This is a genomic window from Roseofilum capinflatum BLCC-M114 (genome assembly GCF_030068505.1).
Classification (GTDB): Bacteria; Cyanobacteriota; Cyanobacteriia; order Cyanobacteriales; family Desertifilaceae; genus Roseofilum; species Roseofilum capinflatum.
Genome location: NZ_JAQOSO010000031.1, coordinates 1 through 22545 on the forward strand (window position 1 = coordinate 1; position 22545 = coordinate 22545).

At 46.3% G+C, this 22545-nt stretch carries 23 protein-coding genes; 17 read left to right on the forward strand and 6 right to left on the reverse strand.

The window, feature by feature from the left end; all coding sequences use genetic code 11:
• Window positions 1-314: 314 nt before the first annotated feature.
• The 5 genes from PMG25_RS06980 (at window position 315) to gatB (ending at window position 5731) form a co-directional block, all read left to right on the forward strand.
• Window positions 315-1598: a valine--pyruvate transaminase gene (locus PMG25_RS06980; protein WP_283766181.1), complete on the forward strand. Its 1284-nt coding sequence runs from the start codon at window positions 315-317 to the stop codon at window positions 1596-1598.
• Between the two features lie 137 nt (window positions 1599-1735).
• Entirely contained in the window at window positions 1736-2161 is a 426-nt protein-coding gene (locus PMG25_RS06985) for a hypothetical protein (RefSeq protein WP_283766182.1), read from the forward strand.
• A complete protein-coding gene (gene rimM, locus PMG25_RS06990) occupies window positions 2148-2774 on the forward strand; it encodes a ribosome maturation factor RimM (protein ID WP_283766183.1) in 627 nt (208 codons plus the stop codon). Before PMG25_RS06985 ends, rimM begins: the two co-directional genes overlap by 14 nt.
• Before the next feature lie 264 nt (window positions 2775-3038).
• On the forward strand, window positions 3039-3884 hold the full coding sequence (locus tag PMG25_RS06995; protein WP_283766184.1) for a DNA adenine methylase: 846 nt from the start codon (window positions 3039-3041) through the stop codon (window positions 3882-3884).
• 362 nt (window positions 3885-4246) lie between these two features.
• On the forward strand, window positions 4247-5731 hold the full coding sequence (gatB, locus tag PMG25_RS07000) for an Asp-tRNA(Asn)/Glu-tRNA(Gln) amidotransferase subunit GatB (protein ID WP_283766185.1): 1485 nt from the start codon (window positions 4247-4249) through the stop codon (window positions 5729-5731).
• A 386-nt stretch (window positions 5732-6117) separates the two neighbouring features.
• Here gatB and PMG25_RS07005 read toward each other — a convergent pair whose 3' ends face one another.
• Window positions 6118-6645, reverse strand: a complete 528-nt coding sequence (locus PMG25_RS07005) for a thermonuclease family protein (RefSeq protein ID WP_283766186.1) — start codon at window positions 6643-6645, stop codon at window positions 6118-6120.
• Window positions 6638-7006: a 2Fe-2S iron-sulfur cluster-binding protein gene (locus PMG25_RS07010; protein WP_283766187.1), complete on the reverse strand. Its 369-nt coding sequence runs from the start codon at window positions 7004-7006 to the stop codon at window positions 6638-6640. The genes PMG25_RS07005 and PMG25_RS07010 overlap by 8 nt, the downstream gene beginning before the upstream one ends.
• A gap of 99 nt (window positions 7007-7105) precedes the next feature.
• Between PMG25_RS07010 and PMG25_RS07015 the strand changes: the two genes are divergently transcribed.
• Window positions 7106-8275, forward strand: a complete 1170-nt coding sequence (locus tag PMG25_RS07015) for an aminotransferase class V-fold PLP-dependent enzyme (protein WP_283766188.1) — start codon at window positions 7106-7108, stop codon at window positions 8273-8275.
• Window positions 8276-8504: 229 nt separating this feature from the next.
• Here PMG25_RS07015 and PMG25_RS07020 read toward each other — a convergent pair whose 3' ends face one another.
• Window positions 8505-9410: a sulfotransferase family protein gene (locus tag PMG25_RS07020; RefSeq protein ID WP_283766189.1), complete on the reverse strand. Its 906-nt coding sequence runs from the start codon at window positions 9408-9410 to the stop codon at window positions 8505-8507.
• A 31-nt stretch (window positions 9411-9441) separates the two neighbouring features.
• Window positions 9442-9594, reverse strand: a complete 153-nt coding sequence (locus PMG25_RS07025) for a hypothetical protein (RefSeq protein WP_283766190.1) — start codon at window positions 9592-9594, stop codon at window positions 9442-9444.
• Between the two features lie 299 nt (window positions 9595-9893).
• Here PMG25_RS07025 and PMG25_RS07030 point away from each other — a divergent pair, with 299 nt between their 5' ends.
• The 5 genes from PMG25_RS07030 (at window position 9894) to PMG25_RS07050 (ending at window position 12640) form a co-directional block, all read left to right on the forward strand.
• On the forward strand, window positions 9894-10094 hold the full coding sequence (locus PMG25_RS07030) for a DUF3285 domain-containing protein (protein ID WP_283766191.1): 201 nt from the start codon (window positions 9894-9896) through the stop codon (window positions 10092-10094).
• A gap of 12 nt (window positions 10095-10106) precedes the next feature.
• On the forward strand, window positions 10107-10625 hold the full coding sequence (gene ybeY, locus PMG25_RS07035) for an rRNA maturation RNase YbeY (RefSeq protein WP_283766192.1): 519 nt from the start codon (window positions 10107-10109) through the stop codon (window positions 10623-10625).
• Window positions 10626-10754: 129 nt separating this feature from the next.
• Window positions 10755-11198, forward strand: coding sequence for a diacylglycerol kinase family protein (locus PMG25_RS07040; RefSeq protein WP_283766193.1), 444 nt, complete (start codon window positions 10755-10757; stop codon window positions 11196-11198).
• Between the two features lie 8 nt (window positions 11199-11206).
• Entirely contained in the window at window positions 11207-11800 is a 594-nt protein-coding gene (locus tag PMG25_RS07045; RefSeq protein WP_283766194.1) for an anthranilate synthase component II, read from the forward strand.
• 75 nt (window positions 11801-11875) lie between these two features.
• The gene (locus PMG25_RS07050) at window positions 11876-12640 is read left to right on the forward strand and encodes an MBL fold metallo-hydrolase (RefSeq protein ID WP_283766195.1); all 765 of its coding nucleotides are present in this window, start codon (window positions 11876-11878) and stop codon (window positions 12638-12640) included.
• A 139-nt stretch (window positions 12641-12779) separates the two neighbouring features.
• On the opposite strand, the gene PMG25_RS07055 is transcribed toward PMG25_RS07050, so the two are convergent.
• Window positions 12780-14825, reverse strand: a complete 2046-nt coding sequence (locus PMG25_RS07055; RefSeq protein ID WP_283766196.1) for an elongation factor G — start codon at window positions 14823-14825, stop codon at window positions 12780-12782.
• 309 nt (window positions 14826-15134) lie between these two features.
• Between PMG25_RS07055 and PMG25_RS07060 the strand changes: the two genes are divergently transcribed.
• Together PMG25_RS07060 and PMG25_RS07065 are read left to right on the forward strand one after the other, a co-directional pair.
• A complete protein-coding gene (locus PMG25_RS07060; protein ID WP_283766197.1) occupies window positions 15135-16043 on the forward strand; it encodes a tetratricopeptide repeat protein in 909 nt (302 codons plus the stop codon).
• 111 nt (window positions 16044-16154) lie between these two features.
• A complete protein-coding gene (locus PMG25_RS07065; RefSeq protein ID WP_283766198.1) occupies window positions 16155-16439 on the forward strand; it encodes a YggT family protein in 285 nt (94 codons plus the stop codon).
• Here PMG25_RS07065 and PMG25_RS07070 read toward each other — a convergent pair.
• Window positions 16436-16882, reverse strand: coding sequence for a hypothetical protein (locus PMG25_RS07070; protein WP_347178765.1), 447 nt, complete (start codon window positions 16880-16882; stop codon window positions 16436-16438). The genes PMG25_RS07065 and PMG25_RS07070 overlap by 4 nt on opposite strands.
• 205 nt (window positions 16883-17087) lie before the next feature.
• Here PMG25_RS07070 and PMG25_RS07075 point away from each other — a divergent pair, with 205 nt between their 5' ends.
• The 4 genes from PMG25_RS07075 to PMG25_RS07090 are packed head-to-tail and all read left to right on the forward strand — an operon-like array spanning window position 17088 to window position 22545.
• Window positions 17088-20672 carry an EAL domain-containing protein gene (locus PMG25_RS07075; RefSeq protein WP_283766200.1) on the forward strand — a complete coding sequence of 1195 codons (3585 nt, stop codon included), beginning with the start codon at window positions 17088-17090 and terminating at the stop codon, window positions 20670-20672.
• On the forward strand, window positions 20653-20802 hold the full coding sequence (locus PMG25_RS07080; protein ID WP_283766201.1) for a hypothetical protein: 150 nt from the start codon (window positions 20653-20655) through the stop codon (window positions 20800-20802). Before PMG25_RS07075 ends, PMG25_RS07080 begins: the two co-directional genes overlap by 20 nt.
• Window positions 20799-22052 carry a hypothetical protein gene (locus tag PMG25_RS07085; RefSeq protein WP_283766202.1) on the forward strand — a complete coding sequence of 418 codons (1254 nt, stop codon included), beginning with the start codon at window positions 20799-20801 and terminating at the stop codon, window positions 22050-22052. The genes PMG25_RS07080 and PMG25_RS07085 overlap by 4 nt, the downstream gene beginning before the upstream one ends.
• 25 nt (window positions 22053-22077) lie before the next feature.
• Window positions 22078-22545 carry a hypothetical protein gene (locus tag PMG25_RS07090; RefSeq protein ID WP_283766203.1) on the forward strand — a complete coding sequence of 156 codons (468 nt, stop codon included), beginning with the start codon at window positions 22078-22080 and terminating at the stop codon, window positions 22543-22545.

The following is a 22545-nucleotide window of genomic DNA, read 5'->3' on the forward strand; positions in this document are numbered from 1 at the left end:
TGTCCTGCTTGCCCTGAGCGAAGTCGAAGGGAGCGAAGTCGAAGGGAGAAGGGGAGCAGAAGTCCCTCTCCCGTGGGAGAGGGATATAGGGAGAGGGCATTTCCCCTCATCCCCCTACCCCCTTCTCCCGCAGGCGCTGTCCTGCTTGCCCTGAGCGAAGTCGAAGGGAGCGAAGTCGAAGGGAGAAGGGGAAAAGTTCCTCTCCCACGGGAGAGAGATTTTCCGCAAAGCGGACATGAAAGGGAGAGGGCATTTCTAGCTCACAAATCCAATGGACTTGCGATATGCTAACCCAAGAATTTCTAGAATAGCTTATGGAACCTGCCCTAACTCAATTTGGTACTCAGATGTCTCGTCTTAGTGGAGTACGAGCCATTATGAAAGATATTATTGAAACATTGCGTGCTGGAGGAGGGCAGCAATTTATTAATTTGAGTGCGGGGAATCCGGTGATTTTACCGCCCGTGGAACAACTATGGCGAGAATGTACGACTGATTTACTGGCGAGTCCTGAATATGGGGAAGTAGTTTGTCGGTACGGATCTTCCCAAGGGTATCAGCCGTTGATTGATGCGGTGGTAACTGATTTTAATCAACGCTATGGGTTGAATTTGAGCGATCGCAACATTCTCATTACCCCAGGCTCTCAGTCGGTTTATTTTTATGCAGCCAATGCCTTTGGGGGATACACCACCGAGGGACAACTTAAGCAAGTGGTTTTACCCTTAAGTCCTGAATATACGGGTTATGGTGGAGTCTGTTTAACGCCGGAAGCATTAAAGGCCTATAAACCCACCTTAGATATTGACGAAGGCAATCATCGGTTTAAATATCGCCCCGACTTTAGTCAGTTGAAAATTACAGAGGATACGGGATGTGTGATTTTTTCCCGTCCCTGTAACCCCACCGGTAATGTTCTCACGGATGAAGAAGTCAATAAAATTAGTGGGTTAGCCTCCGAATATAATGTACCGGTGCTGATTGATTCTGCCTATGGGCCGCCTTTCCCCGCCTTGAATTTTACCGAAATGACTCCCCAATTTGGCGGTAATTTATTGCATTGTATGAGCTTATCGAAGGCGGGATTACCGGGTGAACGGATTGGCGTGGCCATTGGCGATCCGGGTCTGATCAACATTTTAGAAGCCTTCCAGACCAATTTGTGTATTCACTCCTCACGCTATGGTCAGGCGATCGCCGCTAGAGCCATTCAATCCGGTCAACTGGCAAATTTCTCAGAAACCGTCATTCGTCCCCATTATCAAAGCAAATTCGCCCAATTGGAAGCCAGTTTAACTGAGGCTATGCCCAATGATTTACCTTGGTTCTTGCATAAAGGAGAAGGGGCGATCTTTGCCTGGTTATGGCTGCGGGATTTACCGATTACCGATTGGGAACTCTACCAAAATCTGAAAAAAGTCGGCGTAATTGTGGTTCCCGGAAGCACATTTTTCCCTGGATTGCAAGAAGAGTGGCCCCATAAAAACCAATGTATTCGCATTAGTTTAACCGCCACCGAGGAAGAAATTGCTACCGCTATGGGCAGACTCGCCAAAGTCGTAGAAGAAACCTATCTGCAAACTGCGGTATCCCGTTAATGGGTAATGGGGGAGCGTTGAAGGAGTGCAAACATCTTGCTCGCTCCCTTTCTCTAGCGAGCGAGCAGACAGATGATACTTAAAGCGAGTATTGCTAAGATGAGGAAAGTAAAATTCCGATTACAGAAAATCCTGAGATGACGACTATTGCCATTATTCCAGAATTCGGCGATCGCTCGCACGATCTCCCCACCCGATACCGAGCAATTTGCGGCGAGCAACAAGCAGTTCGGGAAACACCCGGTCAAGCTTTAGACCAGATTGAGCAACAATTGAGGGATTTAGAGATCGGGCGAGAAAGTGCAACGGCTATTATTTTACACCGCACTCAAGGCGATCGCTTTTTTTCTAGAGAACAACAAGAAAAGCTACAAGATCTAATGACTGAATTTCAGGGAAGTCTAGCAACTGGAGAGCCTCTTCCTGGGAACACCCAGCAAGCACTCAATAACTTAGTCGAAATGGAGTGGGAAGCGGCAATCAAACATTCTCAAAACCTTCTCCAACAAATCCAAAGCGAACCGAATCAAAGCGAGCGCTATAAAGTTTATGAATCAAAATGAATGGATTGAAATTGGTCATATTGTCGCTGCTCAAGGACTAGATGGAGACGTGCGAGTTTATCCGGATTCCGACTTTCCAGAGCGGTTTTTAGAACCCGGAATGCGCTGGATACAACCCTTGGGTGCAAAAGCTCCCCAACCCATTGAGCTATTGGAGGGGCGCTTAATTCCGGGAAAAGGGTTATATGTGCTTACCTTAGACGGAATTGACACCCGCGATCAAGCGGAAGCCTTGCAAAAAGCCAAACTTTTCGTTCCTGTGAGCGATCGCCCCCAACTAGAGGATAATGAATATCATGTCCAAGATTTGCTCGGTTTAGAGGTTTACATCCAGGAAACTGGAGAAAATTTAGGTGTGGTGGTTGATCTCATTACTGCTGGAAATGACCTGTTAGAAGTCAAATTACTGAATCCGAAAGAGGAAGCCAATCCAGAAGAGTCGGATACCTCCCCTAAGCCCGCTCCGAATCGTAAAAGTAAAATCAAAAAGCCGCGCCGCAAAACTAATCGGCCGAAAACTGTTTTAATTCCCTTTGTCCAAGAGATTGTACCCGTAGTCGATCTGGAAAAAGGTAAAATAGAAATCAACCCTCCTGAAGGCTTGATTGAGTAGAGCAAACCTCAATGAGTTGTGTAATGGCTGCCCCTCATCCCCCAGCCCCTTCTCCCGCAGGCGCTGCCCTGAGCGAAGTCGAAGGGAGAAGGGGAGTATAAGTCCCTCTCCTGTGGGAGAGGGATTTAGGGAGAGGGCATTTCCCGTTGCACAACTCATTTAGACTAGCTATAGAAATCATGTTCTAAAGTCCCTCTCCTGTGGGAGAGGGATTTTCCGCAAAGCGGACATGAAAGGGAGAGGGCAAAACTTCTGATATTCATCATGATTAAAAGTCCCCTACGCTATCCCGGCGGAAAAGCTAGAGCAATCAAAAAAATTATTAAACATTTGCCCAAAGAATTTGGCGAACAGTGGGAATATAGAGAACCCTTTGTTGGCGGTGGATCTTTGTTTATTTACCTCAAGCAAACCTATCCAAACTTAAAGATTTGGATCAATGACTTGAATCCCGAATTATATTACTTTTGGAAAGTTGCCCAATCTGATTTAGAGCAATTAGTCTCAGAAGTCCGTAAAGTTAAAGCCAGTTGCACTGATGGTAAAGGGTTGTTTCGGGACTACTTAAAAGTTAAGGTAGAGTATTTGTCAGACTTAGAGCGAGCGGTTCGGTTTTTTGTACTCAACCGGATTAGTTTTTCAGGAACGGTGGAATCGGGGGGATTTTCTCAGCAGGCATTTTTGCGGCGGTTTACTAATTCTTCGATCGATCGTTTGGCGAAGTTAGCCCCAGTTTTGCAGGATGTACAAATCACTAATTTGGACTATAGCGAAGTGCTGAAACCGGATGGAGAACGGGTATTTATTTTCTTAGATCCACCCTATTTGGTGGCTAAAAAATCTAAATTATATGGCAAAGATGGAGATCTGCATACGAGCTTTGAGCATCAACGCTTTGCCCAAGAGATGAAAGCTTGTTCTCATCGTTGGTTGATTACCTATGATGATTCTCTAGAAATTCGGAAAAATTTTGAATTTGCTCAGATTTTTGAGTGGGAATTGCAATATGGAATGAATAATTATAAACAAGCTTCAGCCCAGAAAGGGAAGGAGTTGTTTATTACCAATAGTGCTGAAATACAACGCTTTGCGCTGTTAAGTAATGAGTAATGAATAATGAGCAATAAAGTCCCTCTGAGTGTTGTGTAAAGGCAGATTGAGGGCGATTCAAATGTACCCCATAGCAACGAAAACTGCTGTATCATGGTAATAGGCCTCTTGGGGCTGCGCGTAGGCGATCGCCTCCTCTCTCATATCAAATCTGGGTGATCAATCAAAGTATCGGGAAAGGTGGGCAGGGTCTGTTTGTCGAATGTGAATGAGGTCGCGCCCTCCTCCTGCCCACCCTACGATAATGGGTAATCATAGCAGTTTAATCGGACTTGATATCCCATCCCTATTCCCCCATTCCCCTATCCCCCACAGATCAGCGATAATGGAAGTTAACCTGAAATTAAAAGAAGACTTCACCTATGGCCACTGCTGCACCTGCAAAAACCGAGTATGAAGCGATCATTGGTTTGGAAACTCATTGTCAGTTGAGTACCGAGACCAAGATTTTCTCCTATTCTTCCACAGCCTTTGGTGCAACACCGAACACGAATATCGATCCCATTTGCTTGGGTTTACCGGGGGTGTTGCCGGTTTTGAATCAGAAGGTTTTAGAATATGCGGTGAAAGCGGGTTTAGCCCTGAACTGCACGATCGCCAAATACAGCAAATTCGATCGCAAACAGTATTTTTACCCCGACTTGCCCAAAAATTATCAGATTTCCCAATATGACCTGCCCATTGCCGAACATGGGTGGCTGGAAATTGAGTTAGCGGATAAAGACGGCAAACCGCAACGGAAAAAAATCGGCATTACTCGCTTACATATGGAAGAGGATGCGGGAAAATTAGTCCATGGAGGGAGCGATCGCCTATCCGGTTCCACCTTCTCCCTCGTAGACTATAATCGCGCAGGAGTTCCTCTGATCGAAATTGTCTCGGAACCTGACCTACGCTCTGGGGAAGAAGCGGCTGAATATGCCCAAGAATTGCGCCGCATTGTGCGCTATCTGGGGGTGAGCGATGGCAACATGCAAGAAGGATCATTGCGCTGTGATGTGAATATTTCCGTGCGTCCCGTCGGTCAAAAAGAGTTTGGCGTAAAGGTGGAAATTAAAAATATGAACTCCTTTAGTGCCATTCAGAAAGCCATTGATTACGAGATTGAACGGCAAATTGAAGCCATTGAAGCGAGAGAACCCATTTTCCAAGAAACCCGCTTGTGGGAAGAAGGAGCGCAACGCACCGTCAGTATGCGGAGTAAGGAAGGATCGAGCGACTATCGCTATTTTCCCGAACCCGACTTACCCCCGATAGAGGTTTCTGCGGATCAACTGTCGGAATGGACGGGAGAATTACCGGAATTACCAGCTCAAAAACGCGATCGCTATGAAAGCGAATTAGGCTTATCCTCCTATGATGCTCGCGTGATCACCGATGATAGCAGCGTAGCCACCTTTTTCGAGGCTACCCTCGCGGCTGGAGGAACCGCCAAACTTGCGGCAAACTGGATCATGGGCGATATTGCCGCTTATCTGAATGCCGAGAAAGCCAAAATTACCGACATCGCTCTGACTCCAGAAGCTTTAGCCGAGTTAATCAAGCTGATTGAAGCCAAAACCATTAGCTCCAAAATTGCCAAGGATCTGCTCCCGGAACTTCTCACCAAAGGCGGATCGCCGGAAAAATTAGTCGAAAGCAAGGGATTAACCCAAATTTCCGATCCCGACACCCTGAACGGGATGATCGCCGAAGTTCTGGAAGCTCATCCCAAGGAACTCGAACAATACCGCAACGGCAAAACCAAGCTCAAAGGCTTCTTTGTCGGGCAAATGATGAAGAAAACCGGAGGTCGAGCCGATCCAAAGTTAACCAACCAACTTTTGGCCAAGCAGTTAGACGGTTAAACTTCATGATTGCTTCACATTACTGCCCAGATCTCCGATCCGTAGTCTTTTCAGTGGTCACACTGAGGGTTTAACCCAAGTTCAGCTCTTTTGCCAAACAATCGGTTGCATTCTCCAAGATAACTCTGAAGTTAACTTCAAAAATTAATTCATCTCCTAGGGAGTGTACTGGAGACAACCAGAAAAAATACGGAATTTTTGCACAAAAATGGGGTCTAAAACACCCCAATTTTTTTATCAAAACATCACAAAAAGGGGTTTCACCCCACACCCCTGTTATGTAATAATATGGTAAGTAGATGCACCCTGATGGTAGGGAGAGTCCTATGGCTCTCCTTATTTTTTTTGCACGTAGATAGCCCATTACCCATTACCCATTACCCATTCTATTGACGACGACGAAACTCACTAGGGGTCAAGCGCATGGGCTTTTCCGGATTCCAAATCCCCAAACCCAGGGTTCTTGCTCTTTGCTCGGCATACTGGAGACGCTGGCTATATTGGGTATTGGGAAACCATTCCTGGGCTAAAACATACCCTTCTTTAACCAATTCTTCATTAATCAACTCGCCATCGAGCCAAACATAGGCCAAGATACGGCCATAGGAATCTTCAGTTTCTCGATCCAATTCCAAGGTAACGGCTTGTTGATCAAGACGATTTTCTAGATAGTCTTTAACTTCCCTTCCCCAGGGTTTCTGCTCTTCAGATGGGGCAGCAATACCAATGAGTCTGACGGTTTCCGAGGTAGAGCGATCGCCGCTCACCTCTAGGGTATTCCCACTCACAATTCTTTCCACCGTCACCGTTGTCCCCACTGGAGGAGAAGATGGACAGCCCGCCAAACCCATCGTCAATGTCACCCAAACCAGGGTTTTCCATCCACGATGCCAGCCAGATTTAGATTTAATCATCCTCTAAAGGTAAGCCAATTTCCACTTTGCCTTTACCAAAATAGCGCCCAAATTGCAGTTCATACACTTCATCTTCATCTTGGGTTTCCACTTCTAAATCGGATCGGGCATAACTGACACACAGCAGGGCATAACCTTGTTTTTGTAAGTCGGGGGAGAGTCCCATGGCTTCGGGTTGGTAGACTTCTCCAGACAGGATACGCACCGCGCAGGTGGTACAAGCCCCATTACGACAGGAAAAGGGCAGTTCTACGCCTTGAGTTTCGCAATTTTGCAGAATATAGCGGTCATCGGGAACTTGCAGGGTATGGTGTTGGTTGGTGTGGCGATTATGGATTTTAATCGTGTAGGTCTGGGTCATGGTTACCGTTGAAAGCTTCATCTAACATTGTCACATGAATGGATCGTGCCACGGATCATTTATGATAGAGAACTTGAAATAGGGAACTTGAAAGGGCTAATGAACGTTACTCAACACCGGCAACAGCTTACTGCTCTGAACCATAAAGGGTATTTTAATTATGGGGGTCAAGGGCCGCTGCCAGAATTAGCACTGCAAGCTATTTTTGATTCCTATCGCCAGATTCAAGATCTGGGGCCCTTTTCCCATAGGGTGGGGGATTGGGTGGCGCAAGAATTGCAGGAAACACGGGAGGCGATCGCGGCTGAACTAGAGGTTCCCTCTAGTAGTATTACCCTGACGGAAAATGTGTCAACCGGATGTAATATTGCCCTGTGGGGAATTCCCTGGCAAGCAGGTGATCATATTCTATTAACGGACTGTGAGCATCCAGGAATTATTGCCGCAGCTCAAGAAATTAGTCGTCGGTTTGGGGTGGAGGTTTCGACTTGTCCGGTTTTGGCAACGTTGAATGAAGGGAACCCGGTAGAGGCGATCGCCAACTCTGTCCAACCCAATACTAAACTGGTGATCTTCAGTCATCTGCTCTGGAATACGGGCCAAGTGCTGCCACAAAAGGAAATTGTAGCGGCAGTGCGATCGCAAAATCCAGAGACTCAAATCTTAGTCGATGCCGCCCAATCTGTGGGATCTTTACCCCTGAATTTAACGGACGATGGAGTGGATTTTTATGCCTTTACCGGTCATAAATGGTGGTGTGGCCCGGAAGGTTTAGGTGGCTTATACGTGCGTCCAGAAGCCTTAGAAATCCTGAATCCTACCTATATCGGTTGGCGCGGCATTCTCACTACCACCGCAGGACAACCCAAGGGATGGAAACCCGATGGGAGACGCTATGAAGTCGCAACTTCTGCGTATCCCCTGCTTGCAGGACTGCGAGCGGCGATCGCCTTTCATCAATCCTGGGGAACCGCTCAACAGCGTTATGATCGAATTTGTCAACTCAGTGCTATACTCTGGGAGAAACTGGGAGACATCCCCCAAGTGCATCGACTGCGAGCCACGCCACCCGAATCCGGTTTAATTTCCTTCCAACTCGAAAGCGGTAAACACCAGCAACTTGTGGGTGCTTTAGAGAGCCAAAATTTGATGGTGAGGACGATCTTGCATCCGAACTGTGTCCGCGCTTGTGTTCACTACTTTACCGAAGTTGGGGAAATTGAACGACTGGTGGAGGCGATCGCCTGCATACAGCGCAAAGCGCTGTAATGGGGGAATGGGGGGAGTGAAATACATGCTCAAGCGAGATTTGAGCTATTCTGTCTATCTTTAAAAACTGCCGTTAATGTACCGCATAAAGCGTGACAACTGCTGTATTAGCTTGATTCTTGACCCCACCGAAATTGAAGCAGTTGTTACAGCAGTTGGCTCTGCTATGCGGTACACTTTGATCCCCCTAAATCCCCCTTAAAAAAAGGGGACTTCCTTATAATCAAAGCTAAACGAGCCAATGGGACAAGTCTCGCCCAATCAAATCTTGGAGCTTTAAAATATCTTCTCTGAAGATGGGAATTAATTCCTGTCGCAGTTCTGGAGACAGGGGCTTGAGTCGGCTTAAATTTTTTCGGTAAGCTTTTGCCGCCATCGGCTTTCTAATTTTAGCAGGAATCAAGGGTCGAATCATACTTTTTAAAATATTGTTCTCGCTAATAAATCTATGAAAAACTCGATTTTTGGGAATATTAGATTGGTTATACTTAACAGATAAATTAGGCTGAAATGTATCGTCAACTCCTAGAAATTGAAAAATATTTTTGATCATATGTTTAGGATCGCTTTTCAAATCTTCGTAAAGATAGATCTGAATTTGCTCCCGATCGAATCGATCTAAATACCGTTGAATTTGAATGCTATAAAAACCAAAATCGAGATAACGCCACCCTGGGGCCCAATGATTTTTTCTACGATTGTCTTCTTCCTTTAAGGCTTCACTAAAATCTAGTGTCTCTCGTCCATTACGACAAAAGTGTGAATAACGGGAATAAGCTCGATCAACAGGATGGCGCAAAATAGCTATCAATTTTGCCTCTGGAATATAGCGTTTAATGCGTGTGGGTGCTTCTGGCATATAGAGATAACAAGGAGAAGATTCTCCAATTGCTTTCTCTTTAGTTACTCCATCAAAAAGAGCTTGATAATCTTTTAAGTAGGGAACCGTTTTTACATTAGTTGGAGCTTCTGCGTCTCCAGATCCGCAGTAATCCGGTTGCCATCCTTCATAAGCAAAGAAATTGGGTTCTTTATTTTTGCTCATATAAATTTCCGGGTGTTCACTAAGATAGTTGTGAAGGGAGCTGGTTCCTGATTTAGCAGCACCTATGACTATAAAATTGGGCATGATCATTTTCTCTATCTCCATGAATTGACGAGGCGGATCATTTGAATTTTAGCAGAGGATCAATCTTATATTCTGAATCATGGTATTCTTGAGGGGCGATCGCCCACTCTTGTAAAGCGGGTAAACCAATCCTTTGAGTAAACCTGCCTCGTCCCGGTGCTAGAGGAGCAGTCTGGGTTGCCGGTCGCATTGTACAACCAGTTAGGAATAATCGCAAACACAATAGAATTAGAGTCAAGATAACTTGTTGGGACTTCACGGCGCTCGATTCCTCCAGACGATAGGCTCTGCTATCCTCTCCAGCTTATCCGATTCAATATGAAGAATTGGTAAAGATTAAGGCAATACACAACAAGATTAGGTAAAGTTTTGCTCAAAATAGAATCAAGACAACCTGTATATTCACAGAATCCTCAAATTCCTAGGGGCACTCCTTAAAACCCTAACCCAACTGTTACAGTTGAAAGAAGCAATTTTAATCCCCTTGATATGACAGAACCTCAAACCTCTTCTATTTCTTCTGAACAACCGGAAACGGCCGAAACGACGGCACAAGAACCTCAAGCCAGTTACGTGAAACTCGCGATGAGGAATATGGTGCGTAAAGGGAGAAAATCCTTAATCCACTTTACCCTAACGACTCTGGCTCTCTTGGGTCTGTTGGTGGGACTCTCTTACCTCACCCGATAGGAGATTGGCCCTATGGATGTTGAAGTCAACATTGAGATGAGCGAGTCGGTTGTTGAGCCTGCGGTAACCGCAGAACTGTTGCATCAATGGCTGTGTACTTGGCTGGAGCATCTGGATCTTAATTTAGAGCTTCCTCCTGCTCCTGCCTATGAATTAAGTTTACGGTTAACGGATAATTCAGAGATCCAGAGCTTTAATAGCCAATATCGCCAGCAAGACCGACCCACAGATGTTTTAGCCTTTGCTGCTCTAGAGAGCGATACCCCTCTTCTGCCAGAGAGTGAAGACCCCTTATACTTAGGGGATCTGATGATTTCGGTGGAGATGGCTAGGGATCAAGCCGAGGAACAGGGCCATTCAGAAACGGTGGAACTGGCTTGGCTGTGTGCCCATGGTTTACTGCATTTGTTGGGCTGGGATCATCCCGATGAAGCCAGTTTACAGGCGATGTGGGAAAAACAGGACTCTCTGCTGGTGCAAGTGGGTTTAGAGTTAGGCAACCGAGAGGGGATGTCAACTCCGGTTATATGAGTTACCCTCATGGTGAATTCAATTTCTGCTTAGGGTCTGGGTTACTCGACAGATGACGGAATCCGACGAACGCTCACATTGCTCACATTAACAGATCCCCACCTTTGCCCTCAATATATGGTGAACCTTATGTCTAGTAAACTCTCGATTTCAACGGTTGAATCTAACCATTCCTCCAGGGTTACTCATCGTGACTCGTCTTGGCGGGTGGCTGAGAATTTGCTTACCAGTTTTAAGTATGCTTGGGCGGGGGTAACTTACGCTTTTAGAACGCAACGGAATTTTCGCATTCATGTGGTGTTGGCAACCCTGGTGATGATTCTGGGATCGCTGTTGCATGTGAATGCGGTGGAAGCGTCGGTTTTGGCGGTGATGATTTGTTTGGTTTTGGTGCTAGAGTTACTGAATACGGCTTTAGAAGCCGTGGTAGATTTAACGGTAGAACAGAACTATCATGAATTGGCGAAAATTGCTAAAGATTGTGCGGCTGGAGCGGTGATGCTCTCGGCGATCGCCTCAATTCTGGTCGGTGTGATTCTACTATTGCCTAAACTGGTTCTCCTGTTTTCTTAACGGCTCCCATGATCCTTGTTATCGATAACTACGATAGTTTTACATACAATTTAGTTCAGTATTTGGCGGAATTGGGACAAGAGTTTCCCCAAGCCAAAGAGATTCAGGTGTATCGAAACGATCGCATCTCTCTGAAGGAAATTCAAGCGCTCAAACCGGATGCGATCGTGATTTCTCCGGGGCCGGGACGACCGGAAGAGTCGGGAGTGTCCCTAGAGGCGATCGCCCAATTGGGGCCTAAAGTGCCTATTTTGGGGGTGTGTCTGGGCCATCAAGGGATCGGCCAAGTGTTTGGCGGTAAAATTGTTTCGGCTCCTGTCCTCATGCATGGTAAAACCTCCCCCATTCACCATAACGGGGTGGGGATTTTTGCCGGTCTAGAAAGTCCCTTAAATGCAACGCGCTATCATAGTTTGACCATTGACCGCAACAGTTGCCCAAAAGAGCTAGAAATTACGGCTTGGGTTGAAGATGGAACCATTATGGGGGTTCGCCATCGTCAATATCCCCACCTTCAAGGGGTTCAGTTCCATCCTGAAAGTATTCTCACCACGAAAGGGAAAGACCTATTGCGGAACTTTCTGCGATCGCTCTCTTCTTGAAGAGCGAAACTGCACCATACATAGATCGACCGCACCATAGATAATAAATAGTGGATGAGAGATAATTAATTACCCATGAAACGGCGCAACTTTATCAGCATGACAGGGGCAATGGCGATCGCCACCCTTGTCAGTTCTGTGTATTCTTCCCAAGCCCAAACCCCTAGTGGACTTACCATACAGAGTCTAGGCCATACTTGCTTCCTGTTTACCGGAGGCGGTTATCAGATTTTGGTTAATCCCTTTCGCCCGATTGGTTGTACGGCCCAATATCCCGCCCCCAATGTGGAAGCCGATCTCGTGTTAATCAGTTCCCAACTGTTGGATGAGGGCTATGTGGAAGACCTCCCCGGCCAACCGAGACTGTTGTTTGAACCCGGAGATTATCAACTTGATGAGGGGTTGCAGGTGCGGGGAATGGTGGCCGAGCGCCTGGAAAAACGGCCGGGAAGTCGATTTCCCAGTAATGTGGCTTGGGTGTGGAGACAAGCGGGGATGAAAATCCTGCATTTAGGGGGGATGGCTTCTCCGATTACGGTAGAGCAAAAAATTCTCATTGGTAAACCGGATGTGGTGTTGATTCCGGTGGGAGGTGGCCCCAAGGCCTATGACCCGGAAGAAGCTAAAGCTGCCCTAGAGATGCTCAATGCCAAAATTGTCATTCCTACCCATTACCAGACGGCTAAGGCCGATCCTCAAGCCTGTAACTTGGCTGGGGTGGAGGAGTTTCTGGGATTGATGAATGGAACTCCGATTCAAAGAATAGCTGGCGATCGCCTAACGCTTCAAGCCAACGGCCTTCCCAATGATGGCTCACAAATTAAAGTGCTGTCTTTGTAGTCGCTTCACGTATTGTTCAGGAATGAGTTGCCACCATTGCCCCAGGGGCCCCTTCTTCAGTGCATTCAAGTGCGAGAGAGCAAAATATACTCTATATTCCATATCATGGGGATCATGGGGGCAAACCGCCCCCTCTAGTTTATTCAGCCAGGGTTGCTAAAACGCGATCGGCGACTTTATCGGGCACTTCTTGTAAGTGATCGTACTTCCAGTCAAAGAAGCCGACTCCCATAGTCAAAGAGCGCAACTCAATAATAAAGTTTTGCATTTCTGCTTGGGGAAGATAGGCAGAGGTTTGATCCCATCCTTTCCAAGAGGTCAGGGGTTCGTAACCGAGGATTTGACCGCGACGACCACTGAGCAGTTGCAGGACTTTGGAGGTAAATTCGGTGGGTGCGGAAATGGTGATGGCGGCGATCGGTTCGAGTAAGATGGGCTTACCTTGGCTCATGCCGGTGGTCATGGCTAACCGAGCGGCTTGTTTAAAGGCTTGTTCGGAACTGTCTACACTGTGGTAACTGCCGTTGGTGAGGGTAACCCCTACATCCACCACGGGGAAGCCGAGGGGCCCTTGGACGAGGTATTCTCGTACTCCGGTTTCTACTCCAGGAATGTATTGTTTGGGGACGACACCACCGACGATGGTTTCATTGAAGGTAAAGCCTTCTCCCCGCTCTAAGGGACGGATATCTAAGTAGACATCGCCAAATTGCCCGTGACCGCCACTTTGATGCTTATAGCGTCCGTGAATACTCTCAACGGGTTTGCGGATGGTTTCTTTGTAGGCAACCTTGGGTAAATGGGTGGCCATGGGAATGTTGTATTTACGTTTGAGCCGCTCTAGGCTGACTTTGAGATGAATTTCTCCTTGTCCCCAGAGGATGACTTCGTGGGTGTCTCCATGTTGTTCCCAATAGAGGGAGGGGTCTTCTTCGAGGAGTTTGTTGAGGGCTGGGGTGAGTTTTACTTCGTCTTTGCGATTTTCGGGGGCGATCGCCATGGCATAGACTGGCTGTACAAGATTGGCCTTGGGTAGGGCTTCTACGTCTTTGGTGGGGGATAGGGTATCACCGGTGTATACGCCATCCATCCGCGCTAGGGCGACAATTTCCCCGATGCCAGCTTTAGAGACGGATTCTTGTTGTTGCCCGAAGAGGCGATAAATTCCGCCAGGGCGAACGCCATTGAGAACTAGACCTTCGGTAATTTCTCCTTGCCAAACGCGGACAAGAGACATTTTCCCGCCTTGGGGGGTGTAATAGGTTTTTAAGACTTGGGCAATGGGACTATGGCTCTCTAGGTCTACTCCCCGCCGCTCTGAGGTGAGGTTGGGGGCGGGAGCTTCCCGTTTGAGGGCATCGAGGAGGGGACGCACGCCATAGCCGTCTGAAGCTACACCGAGGAATACGGGCACGATTAAGTCGGCTCCTAATTCCATTTTTAGGTCTTTGACGATTTCTTCTTGGGAGGGCTGAATGTCTTCGAGGAGTTCTTCGAGCAGGTGGTCGTCAAAGTCGGCTAGGGTTTCGAGCATCTGGGTTCTAGCCTGGGTTTCTGCGTCTTTGAGGGACTCTGGAAGGGGAACGGGATCGGCGGGTGCGTCGGGGTGGTAGTGATAGGCTTGTTCGCTTACGAGGTCAATATAGCCGATTATTTGGTCTTCAGCAGCGATGGGGAATTGGTGGGGAATAATGGGGCGCGAAGATACGGATTGTAGGGCACTAAGCAGGGCAGAAAAACTGGTGAGACAGCGTTCTTCGTCGGTGCAGACGCGATCCATTTTGTTGATGAAGACGAGATGGGGAATTTTCCAGTCGTCTAGGAATTTGAAGAGGGGGGCGAGGGTGAGGATGCGATCGGGTTCGGGTTCGCAGACGATAATGGCTGCACCTACGCCGATGAGGGCGTTGTAGGTTTCTTGGGCAAATTCGATGGAACCGGGACAGTCGAGGAAGGTGAAGTGAATGTCTTGGTAGTCTGTGGAGGCGACGTTGATTTCGACACTCATTTGTTGCGATCGCGCTTCGGGCGATCCGTCGCCAATGCTGGTTCCGTCTTTGATCGAGCCTTTACGCGATAGTGCGCCACTGACATATTCTAAACTTTCGAGCAGCGTGGTTTTACCACCCATGTAAGGGCCGACAATGGCCACATTACGGCTGCACAATACTCCTGTTTCGTTCATAAGGTTCTCCTCAATTTTTTTAGGTAAAGGAGGGTAGGATGGACGCTCATCTTTATGGGATGATGCACCATCGATTCAATACTTTAGAGGTTACCTCTTCTGGAGGGAGATTGAACAAATTGCAATCTCTTTTAAAGCAATTCGGGTATGTTTTTGAACTAACGTGAATAAGTGTTATTTTTGATGAATTTTTATCAATTTTTTTATCGTTTGCCCTTGAACGGTTTCGATCGCCCTCGCTCGGTGGCTTGAAAGTGTGCTATACCAAGGAAAATTGAGTACCCTCCAATGAAGTGAAAAGTGACAATGATGGGTTTTGGTAATCGGTGGTGGCTTGGTTTCTGCTACGCAACGGCGATCGCTGGGCTATTCTCTGGGAGTGCAGTCCGGGGACTCGATACCCTGAAGTTGGCTCAGGTGGAAGTGTCTACTGAGGCGGTCGAGTATTTGAATCAAGGCTTGCAATTGATTCAAGCAGGAGAGATAGAACAGGCGATCGCTGCCTTTAGGGAGTCGGCTCGGTTGGGGCCCAATTTGGCTCCTGCTCCGTATAATTTAGGTCTGGCTCTGCGACAGACGGGGGATCTGCAAGGGGCGGCTAGTGCCTTTCACCAAGCGATTCAGATCGATCCCAATTTTGCCATGGCCTACGCAAATTTAGGGGCAGCACTGTTGGAGGGGAGTAATTTAGAACAGGCTCAGGATTATTTACAGATGGCGATCGAACTCGATCCGAAGTTGGGAGTCGGACATTATAATTTGGGATTGCTGCAAAAGTTACAGGGAAGACAACCAGAGGCGATCGCCTCATTTCAGCAGGCCATGGTGTTTTCGCCGACTGCTCCGGAACCCTATTATTATTTGGGTTTGATGTATCAGGAACAGGGGAATTTAGGAGCAGCCCTGGAGGTTTTACGTCAAGCAGTGGAAAAAAATCCAGCCTATGCTGAAGCCTATTATGCGATCGGCTCCATTTTATTACAACAAGGTCAACTGGATCGGGCCCTCAATGCCTTTCGAGACGCTGCTGAAGCCAATCCCAATTATGGGAATGCCTATTATGGAGCCGGGTTAGTGTTTCTAGAACGACAAGACTATCAAGAAGCCCAACGGGTATTAGCCTTTGCCCAAAAACTCTATGAAACCGACGGCAATCAACAGTGGGCTATGGCAGCCGCTCAATTGTTACAACGGGCACGAGACTTAGAGCGCTTCTAACAACCCTCTCCCCCTTCCCACCCGGTTCGGAAATTCCTCTGCCACTTCGGGTAAGCGATCCGGTACATTAGAAAACAACTGATCCTGTAATCTCTGAGGAATAGAATCCCTATGTACTTGCTTGCCAGCACCCTAGCAACCTTTTGTCAAATTTACTTTGTACTCCTGATTGTTCGAGTTTTATTGAGTTGGTTTCCCAGTATCAACTGGTTTGATCCCCCATTTTCCCTCCTGAGTCAGCTCACCGATCCCTATCTGAATATTTTCCGGTCGATCATTCCGCCCCTGGGGGGACTAGACTTTTCTCCCATTTTGGCAATTTTCTTGCTGCAATTTTTGAGCGGTGTGTTTAACAGTCTTCAGGTCTCCTTTGCCCAGGGGTCATTGGGCTTTTAGCGCCGAACTCGACCACTAAAACCCGCAGCCTTGAATTGCTCTAGGATCAAGGGAGTGGGTTGATTGGCAGCCACTGAGATTCTCAGTTCAAAGTCACTGACTCCCGGTGGCACTTCTTCAATTAACCCCAAACGAGTCCGATTTTGCATGACAGGGTTGCGGTTGGCATCGTAGACGCGACCAAAAATATCAGCATCATAAACGGTTTTTCCTGTCGGGTTAGTGGCTTGTCCATGGATGAGGAAGCAGTTGGCTGGTTGAGATAACCCACCACTGGTGACTGCTCCTTCACCTATTTCTGGAGGACACATTTCGTAGGAGAGATCGGAGATTTTAATTTGAGTCAGTGCTAAGGCATCAGGAGTAATGCTCCAAGAGGTCAGCACAAGCAGAAGAGAAAGGCAAGTTAGTTGTATACAACGAAGTAGAGAAGGCGATCGCATAGGCTTTGACTTCTATAAATTGATCGGTTTGATCTTTTAGCTTACCCTGGATTGACGATTAGACCAAACGGCCAAACCTGTATCTATATTGACTTCAGTTAAGCGGTTATTTTGTACAATAGATCCATATTCATGACGTGAATAGGGTTTTAAGTTATAGTCAAGATCGATTCAGGTATATATGAATAGCAAGGATCGTGGGGGAATGAAACCAATCCATCTAGAAACCCAAGACGCTCAATTACGTTTGATGATGGAAACGACAACGGATGGGGTTTGGATTTGGGACATAGAACCGGATAAGGTGATATGGAATGACCCACTCTATGAGCTTCTGGGTCTTAAGCCCCAGGAAATAGACACGAATTTCGAGACAGTTCTCTCCCTGATTCATCCAGAGGATCGACAAAAGCATCAAGAAATGATGCATTCAGTCTTAGAAACCGGAAACAGTTATGAATTAGAGTTTCGTATGCGTTGCCATGATGGGCACTATATTTGGGTACTCGATCGGGGAACGGTATTTAAGAATGAGGATAATCGTCCGGATCGGATGATGGGAACGCTTACTGAAATTAGCGATCGCAAATACAAGGAACTGTGGCTAGATGGACAAAAACAGGTGCTAGAGGCGATCGCCAAAAATGCCCCCCTCTCAGAAACCTTAACCTTACTGATTCAGGCCTTAGAAAGTCAAGCCCCAGAACTGTTAGGCTCAATTCTGCTCGCAGACCCACAAAACAACTGCTTAACGTTGGTGGCAGCGCCCCAATTACACCCCAACTATAATCAGGCCATTGATGGTTTACCCATCTGCGAAGGCTCCGGATCTTGTGGTACAGCGGCCTATCGCAAGGAACCGGTCATTGTCGAAAATATTGCGATCGATCCCCTATGGAGGGAGTATAAAGATCTGGCCCTATGCTATGGCTTACAAGCGGCTTGGTCAATGCCTATTTTTTCCTTGCAAGATCAAGTTTTAGGCACATTTTGCTTGTATGCTCGATGTCCTAGCCTGCCGACAGAGCAGTATCAAAAACTGATCGAATCTGCGACGCGGTTAGCGGCAATTGCGATTGAACGGTGTCAAAGTGAAGCGACCTTAAGAGAAAGCGAGCAACGATTTCGCCACCTATTTGAAGAAGTCCCTTTAATTCCGGTACAGGGATATGACTCAGATCTGAAGGTGTTTTTCTGGAATAAAGCTAGTGAGGATTTATACGGATACAAGGCGGAAGAGGCGATCGGCAAGAACCTAGGCGACCTAATTCTGTCCCCCGAACTAACGAACCAACTACGCCAAGGGTGTCAGAACTGGATTACCCAAGGAACTCCCATGGCTCCAGGGGAATTAATCGCCAGAAATCAAAACCAGGAGGCGATCGCCGTTTTTTGCAGCCATGTTCTACTTTACAATGCCCAAGCAGAGCCTGAATTCTATTGTGTTGATTTAGATTTAACCGAACGTTACCAGCAAGCGGAAAAACTTTCTGAATTTAGTACCCGGCTGACCTATCTCCACCGCTTGAGTACCGGTAATTATCATGATTTTGAGGAACTATTTTCCGCCTACTTACAAGCCGGATGCCAACTGTTTGGACTGACTACGGGATTTATTGCCAATGTCAATCAGCAGATTATTTGCTTAGAATTTGTAGAAAGTAATTTTCCCCAGTTAAAACCAGGAACTTGTTTTAATTTATCGGATCAATACTGCTCAGATTGTTCGGAAACCATTTATCACCATAAAACCATTGGTTTTGGGCATATTCAAGAATATCCTCAACTGAAACAATGTCCTCCCTATAAGAACTTAAATCTAGAATCTTACTTAGGTACTCCAATTATTGTAGAAGATAAAATCTATGGTGTCCTCAGCTTCCTATCTTCAGAAGTCCGCGAACAACCGTTTACTGAAGCCGATCGTGAGATGATTGAGTTAATGGCTAAGGACATTTCTCGCTTTATTAGTGCCCATCACCAGGAACTCAAACGCCAAGAGGCAGAATCTGCTCTGCGAGAGAGGGAATTAAAATATCGAAGCATATTTGAAAACATTAGTCAAGGTATTTTTCAAAGTACCCCAGATGGCCGTTATTTAAGTGCCAATCGATTTTTAGCCCATTTGTATGGATATGATAGCCCAGAGTCCTTAATTGAGTCTTTGACCGATATCGATCGGCAACTGTATGTTGACCCAAATCGTCGTCAACATCTGAAGAAATTGACGCAAGAACAAGGAATTGTGTATGATTTCGAGTCTGAAGTGTATCGACAAGATGGTGAAGTTATTTGGATTTCAGAGACTCAAAGAGCGGTTGTAGATGAGGAAGGTAATGTTGTCTATTATGAGGGAACAGTAGAAGATATTACAGCCCGTCGTCAGGCAGAAGAACAACTGCACTATGATGCTTACCATGATAAACTCACAGGTTTGAAAAATCGCACTTGGTTTATCGATCATTTGGCTCAAGTTATCCATAGATATCAAAGGGAAAAAACAGGATTATATGCCATTTTATTTATTGACTTAGACCGGTTTAAGATTATTAATGATAGTTTGGGACATTTGGTGGGAGATGATTTATTAAAACAGGTGGCTCAGAGATTACAAACTTCCCTAAGTGGGATTCATGCAGGGCCGTACTGTAACTTAGATCGGGATATTCCTAAAGATACATTAGCCAGATTTGGGGGGGATGAATTTGCGGTATTATTAACAGCTATGGACGATCCTCAAGAGGCGATCGCCAGTGCAGAACGGTTAGTTTCCCTCATGCGGACTCCCTTCCGGATGGGAGATTATGAGTTTTCCTTGGGCGCAAGTATTGGGATTACGTTTGGTCATCAGGATTATCATTCCCCAGAAGAACTGTTACGAGATGCAGATTTGGCGATGTATCAGGCGAAAGCCCAAGGGGGAGGGCGGTTTGTCTGCTTTGAAAAACTCATGCATCCGCGTGCTTTAGCTCGGTTGCAGCTAGAACACGATCTAACTCGTGCCCTAGAATTAGAAGAATTGTCCCTATGCTATCAGCCGGTGGTGTGTTTAAGGACGGGGGGATTAAAGGGTTTTGAGGTCTTATTGAGATGGCAGCATTCTAAGAAAGGATGGATTTCACCGGGAGAATTTATTCCCGTTGCGGAGGAAATTGGCTTGATTAGCACCTTGGGCTGGTGGGTACTCGAGCAAAGTTGCCGTCAATTGCAGCAATGGCGAGCTGAGATCCCCCAAGGTTTGAATATTGTGTTGAATGTGAATCTGTCCTTATTGCAGCTCAAACAGGTGAATTTGGTGGAGCAAATTGAGCAATTATTGCGATCGCACCAAATTCCCGGTGATTGCTTAAATTTAGAGATTACCGAAACCAGCTTTTTGGAAACCTCCCAAGTCGATGCGTCCATCTTGCATCAACTCAAAGCATTAGGCGTGCAACTGTCCATCGATGATTTTGGCACAGGGTACTCCTCCCTCAGTCGCTTGCACCAACTCCCCCTAGATCAGATTAAAATTGACCGGGAATTTGTCGATGGGATTGAAACCGATGGCAGTAAAGAGGCGATCGCCCAAACCATCATCACCCTAGCCCATAATCTGGGGGCGCAACTCGTCTGTGAAGGCATCGAAACCCCAGCTCAATGCTCCAAACTGCAACAGCTTGGCTGTGAATACGGACAAGGTTATCTCTTTTCTCGACCCCTGATCCCCCCATCCGCCACCGACTTACTCCAACATCCCCATTTTCAACAAGCCATCAATTGGTCATCTTATGGTTGTTCTGTGGCCTAATCCTGCCCATCCACCCCTACCAGAAACCCAAAATGACGAGTATATTAAACACAACCCCAATGGTATTGTTCTCTTTATCTATACTCCAACTATGGTTAGTGCTGCACTCTCCATCCCCCTTGACCCATGAGCCATTCTGCTCAACTCACCCTCGATTCCTGCTTACTTGACTTAAATCTCCAAGATTTTCAAGTCAGCCCGACAACCTTAACCCAAGTTGTCTTAACTCAATTCGATCAACGGCCCGACCTAGCAGGGGTAATTATCGCCACGCCGGGTCGCCTGTTGGGAATGATTTCTCGGCGTTTATTTTATGAACACTTAAGTGAAAGCTACGGTACACAGAAAGTTCTAAAAACTCCTATTCAATACTTCTTAAACAATATGAAAACCAAAGGAAAGTGTTTGCAACTTTCCTATACTGAAAAAATTGGCACAGCCGTCAATATCGTCTTATCTCGCGATCCAAACGTGATTTATGAACCGATAGTTGTAGTCTTTCAAGAACCCAGTGTTCCCGGCATATCGGCTTACTTTTTATTAGAATTTCAAACTCTAATCCTTGCACAATCTCAAATTCTCTCTGATTTAAATCAAGAAATTGAAAATAAACAAAATGAAGCCCAAAGAAACACCCTTAAACTAGAACGAGAACATCAAAAGGTCGAAGCTTACTCCCGACTGCTTGAAGATCAACTAGCCGTCATCCATGAACGAAATCAACTGTTAGAAGTACAGCAACAGGAATTAGTTCGCAAGAATGAAGAAGTTGCGGATTTGAATCATCGATTTATTCAAATTGGAAAAATTTTGTCTCAATCTGGTAAACGGGCGTTTCGTGCCACATCTTCCGGAGTCAGTGTTATTTGTAATCAAACGGATAAAATTGTCAAAACAGGGGATTTGTTAGAAGAAGAACTGCAAACGATTGATGAAACCTCAAAACTGATTGAAAGAGTGAGTCAACAGGTGCGTCATCTAGCGGTGCAACTGGCGATCATTGCCAATCAAATGAGTTCAGAAATGAGAGGATTTAGTAGTGTCAGCTCAGAAATTAGCCAACTGGTGACTCAAACCTTTGAAGCAGGGCAACAAATGAAACGGGTGGCTAATCGCTTTCGTCAAAGAATTCAGGAGTTTACCGAATTTGCCCAAACCGGAAGTCAAGTGGCAACTTCTCTTGTGGACAAAGTGGAAAAAGCAGAAAAAGCCCTGAAGGATTTAGAGCTATTAGTTCAATTTCAGGCGAATAAAACCAGGACTGTCCCTAGCCCTGTCTCCCTTAAATCTCTTCCTTCAGAAGATAAGGATAAGCCGATAGACGCTGAAGAGAAAAATCAAAAAAATGGATCGGACTTGCCTAAAAATGATAAACTGTAGAGCAGTGTCTTACAGTGGTTTAACCATGATCAAAACAGGAATTCAAGTCGTTTTAGGGTTATCCTTCTTTTTCTCGATGGGGATGGCTGCGGTAAGTCAAACGCCTCCTGCAAGTACCTATCAGGAAGGATTTTGGCAACCGATCGCCCGTGTTGACAATCCCCAATTTCCGATGACGGTTGAGTTAGTTAACCGCACTGGCTTAGATCTAGACTATGATCTAACAGTTGACTCACCCATGAAAGTGCCAGATTCCTTGGGTAGAGGCGAAACAACCAGCTTAACTCTTGCTGATCCAGAGGCGAATATTAGGATTGGGTATATGCCTCTAGATGGAGGAAATGAAGAGATTAATTTTGAATACAATATTACCATAAATTCCAGTTCATCTATCACGTTTGAAATTCTTCGCACGGATAAACCGGATCGGGTGGGCGATGGCATTGGTCAGGCCATTGATATTCAAAGTACGGGAGCTATTTTTATTTACTAA

Bases quoted from the DNA above. Each gene is read 5' to 3' on its own strand.
- PMG25_RS07005 (WP_283766186.1), bottom strand. From the start codon at position 6,645: ATGATTAAATCTAAATCTGGCTGGCATCGTGGATGGAAAACCCTGGTT.
- PMG25_RS07060 (WP_283766197.1), top strand. From the start codon at position 15,135: ATGGGTTTTGGTAATCGGTGGTGGCTTGGTTTCTGCTACGCAACGGCG.
- PMG25_RS07020 (WP_283766189.1), bottom strand. From the start codon at position 9,410: ATGATCATGCCCAATTTTATAGTCATAGGTGCTGCTAAATCAGGAACC.
- PMG25_RS07050 (WP_283766195.1), top strand. From the start codon at position 11,876: ATGAAACGGCGCAACTTTATCAGCATGACAGGGGCAATGGCGATCGCC.
- PMG25_RS06985 (WP_283766182.1), top strand. From the start codon at position 1,736: ATGACGACTATTGCCATTATTCCAGAATTCGGCGATCGCTCGCACGAT.
- PMG25_RS07055 (WP_283766196.1), bottom strand. From the start codon at position 14,825: ATGAACGAAACAGGAGTATTGTGCAGCCGTAATGTGGCCATTGTCGGC.
- PMG25_RS07075 (WP_283766200.1), top strand. From the start codon at position 17,088: ATGAAACCAATCCATCTAGAAACCCAAGACGCTCAATTACGTTTGATG.
- PMG25_RS07015 (WP_283766188.1), top strand. From the start codon at position 7,106: ATGAACGTTACTCAACACCGGCAACAGCTTACTGCTCTGAACCATAAA.
- PMG25_RS07065 (WP_283766198.1), top strand. From the start codon at position 16,155: ATGTACTTGCTTGCCAGCACCCTAGCAACCTTTTGTCAAATTTACTTT.
- PMG25_RS07040 (WP_283766193.1), top strand. From the start codon at position 10,755: ATGTCTAGTAAACTCTCGATTTCAACGGTTGAATCTAACCATTCCTCC.
- gatB (WP_283766185.1), top strand. From the start codon at position 4,247: ATGGCCACTGCTGCACCTGCAAAAACCGAGTATGAAGCGATCATTGGT.
- PMG25_RS07090 (WP_283766203.1), top strand. From the start codon at position 22,078: ATGATCAAAACAGGAATTCAAGTCGTTTTAGGGTTATCCTTCTTTTTC.
- PMG25_RS07080 (WP_283766201.1), top strand. From the start codon at position 20,653: ATGGTTGTTCTGTGGCCTAATCCTGCCCATCCACCCCTACCAGAAACC.
- PMG25_RS07030 (WP_283766191.1), top strand. From the start codon at position 9,894: ATGACAGAACCTCAAACCTCTTCTATTTCTTCTGAACAACCGGAAACG.
- PMG25_RS07045 (WP_283766194.1), top strand. From the start codon at position 11,207: ATGATCCTTGTTATCGATAACTACGATAGTTTTACATACAATTTAGTT.
- PMG25_RS07085 (WP_283766202.1), top strand. From the start codon at position 20,799: ATGAGCCATTCTGCTCAACTCACCCTCGATTCCTGCTTACTTGACTTA.
- PMG25_RS07010 (WP_283766187.1), bottom strand. From the start codon at position 7,006: ATGACCCAGACCTACACGATTAAAATCCATAATCGCCACACCAACCAA.
- PMG25_RS06995 (WP_283766184.1), top strand. From the start codon at position 3,039: ATGATTAAAAGTCCCCTACGCTATCCCGGCGGAAAAGCTAGAGCAATC.
- PMG25_RS06980 (WP_283766181.1), top strand. From the start codon at position 315: ATGGAACCTGCCCTAACTCAATTTGGTACTCAGATGTCTCGTCTTAGT.
- PMG25_RS07070 (WP_347178765.1), bottom strand. From the start codon at position 16,882: ATGCGATCGCCTTCTCTACTTCGTTGTATACAACTAACTTGCCTTTCT.
- rimM (WP_283766183.1), top strand. From the start codon at position 2,148: ATGAATCAAAATGAATGGATTGAAATTGGTCATATTGTCGCTGCTCAA.
- PMG25_RS07025 (WP_283766190.1), bottom strand. From the start codon at position 9,594: ATGCGACCGGCAACCCAGACTGCTCCTCTAGCACCGGGACGAGGCAGG.
- ybeY (WP_283766192.1), top strand. From the start codon at position 10,107: ATGGATGTTGAAGTCAACATTGAGATGAGCGAGTCGGTTGTTGAGCCT.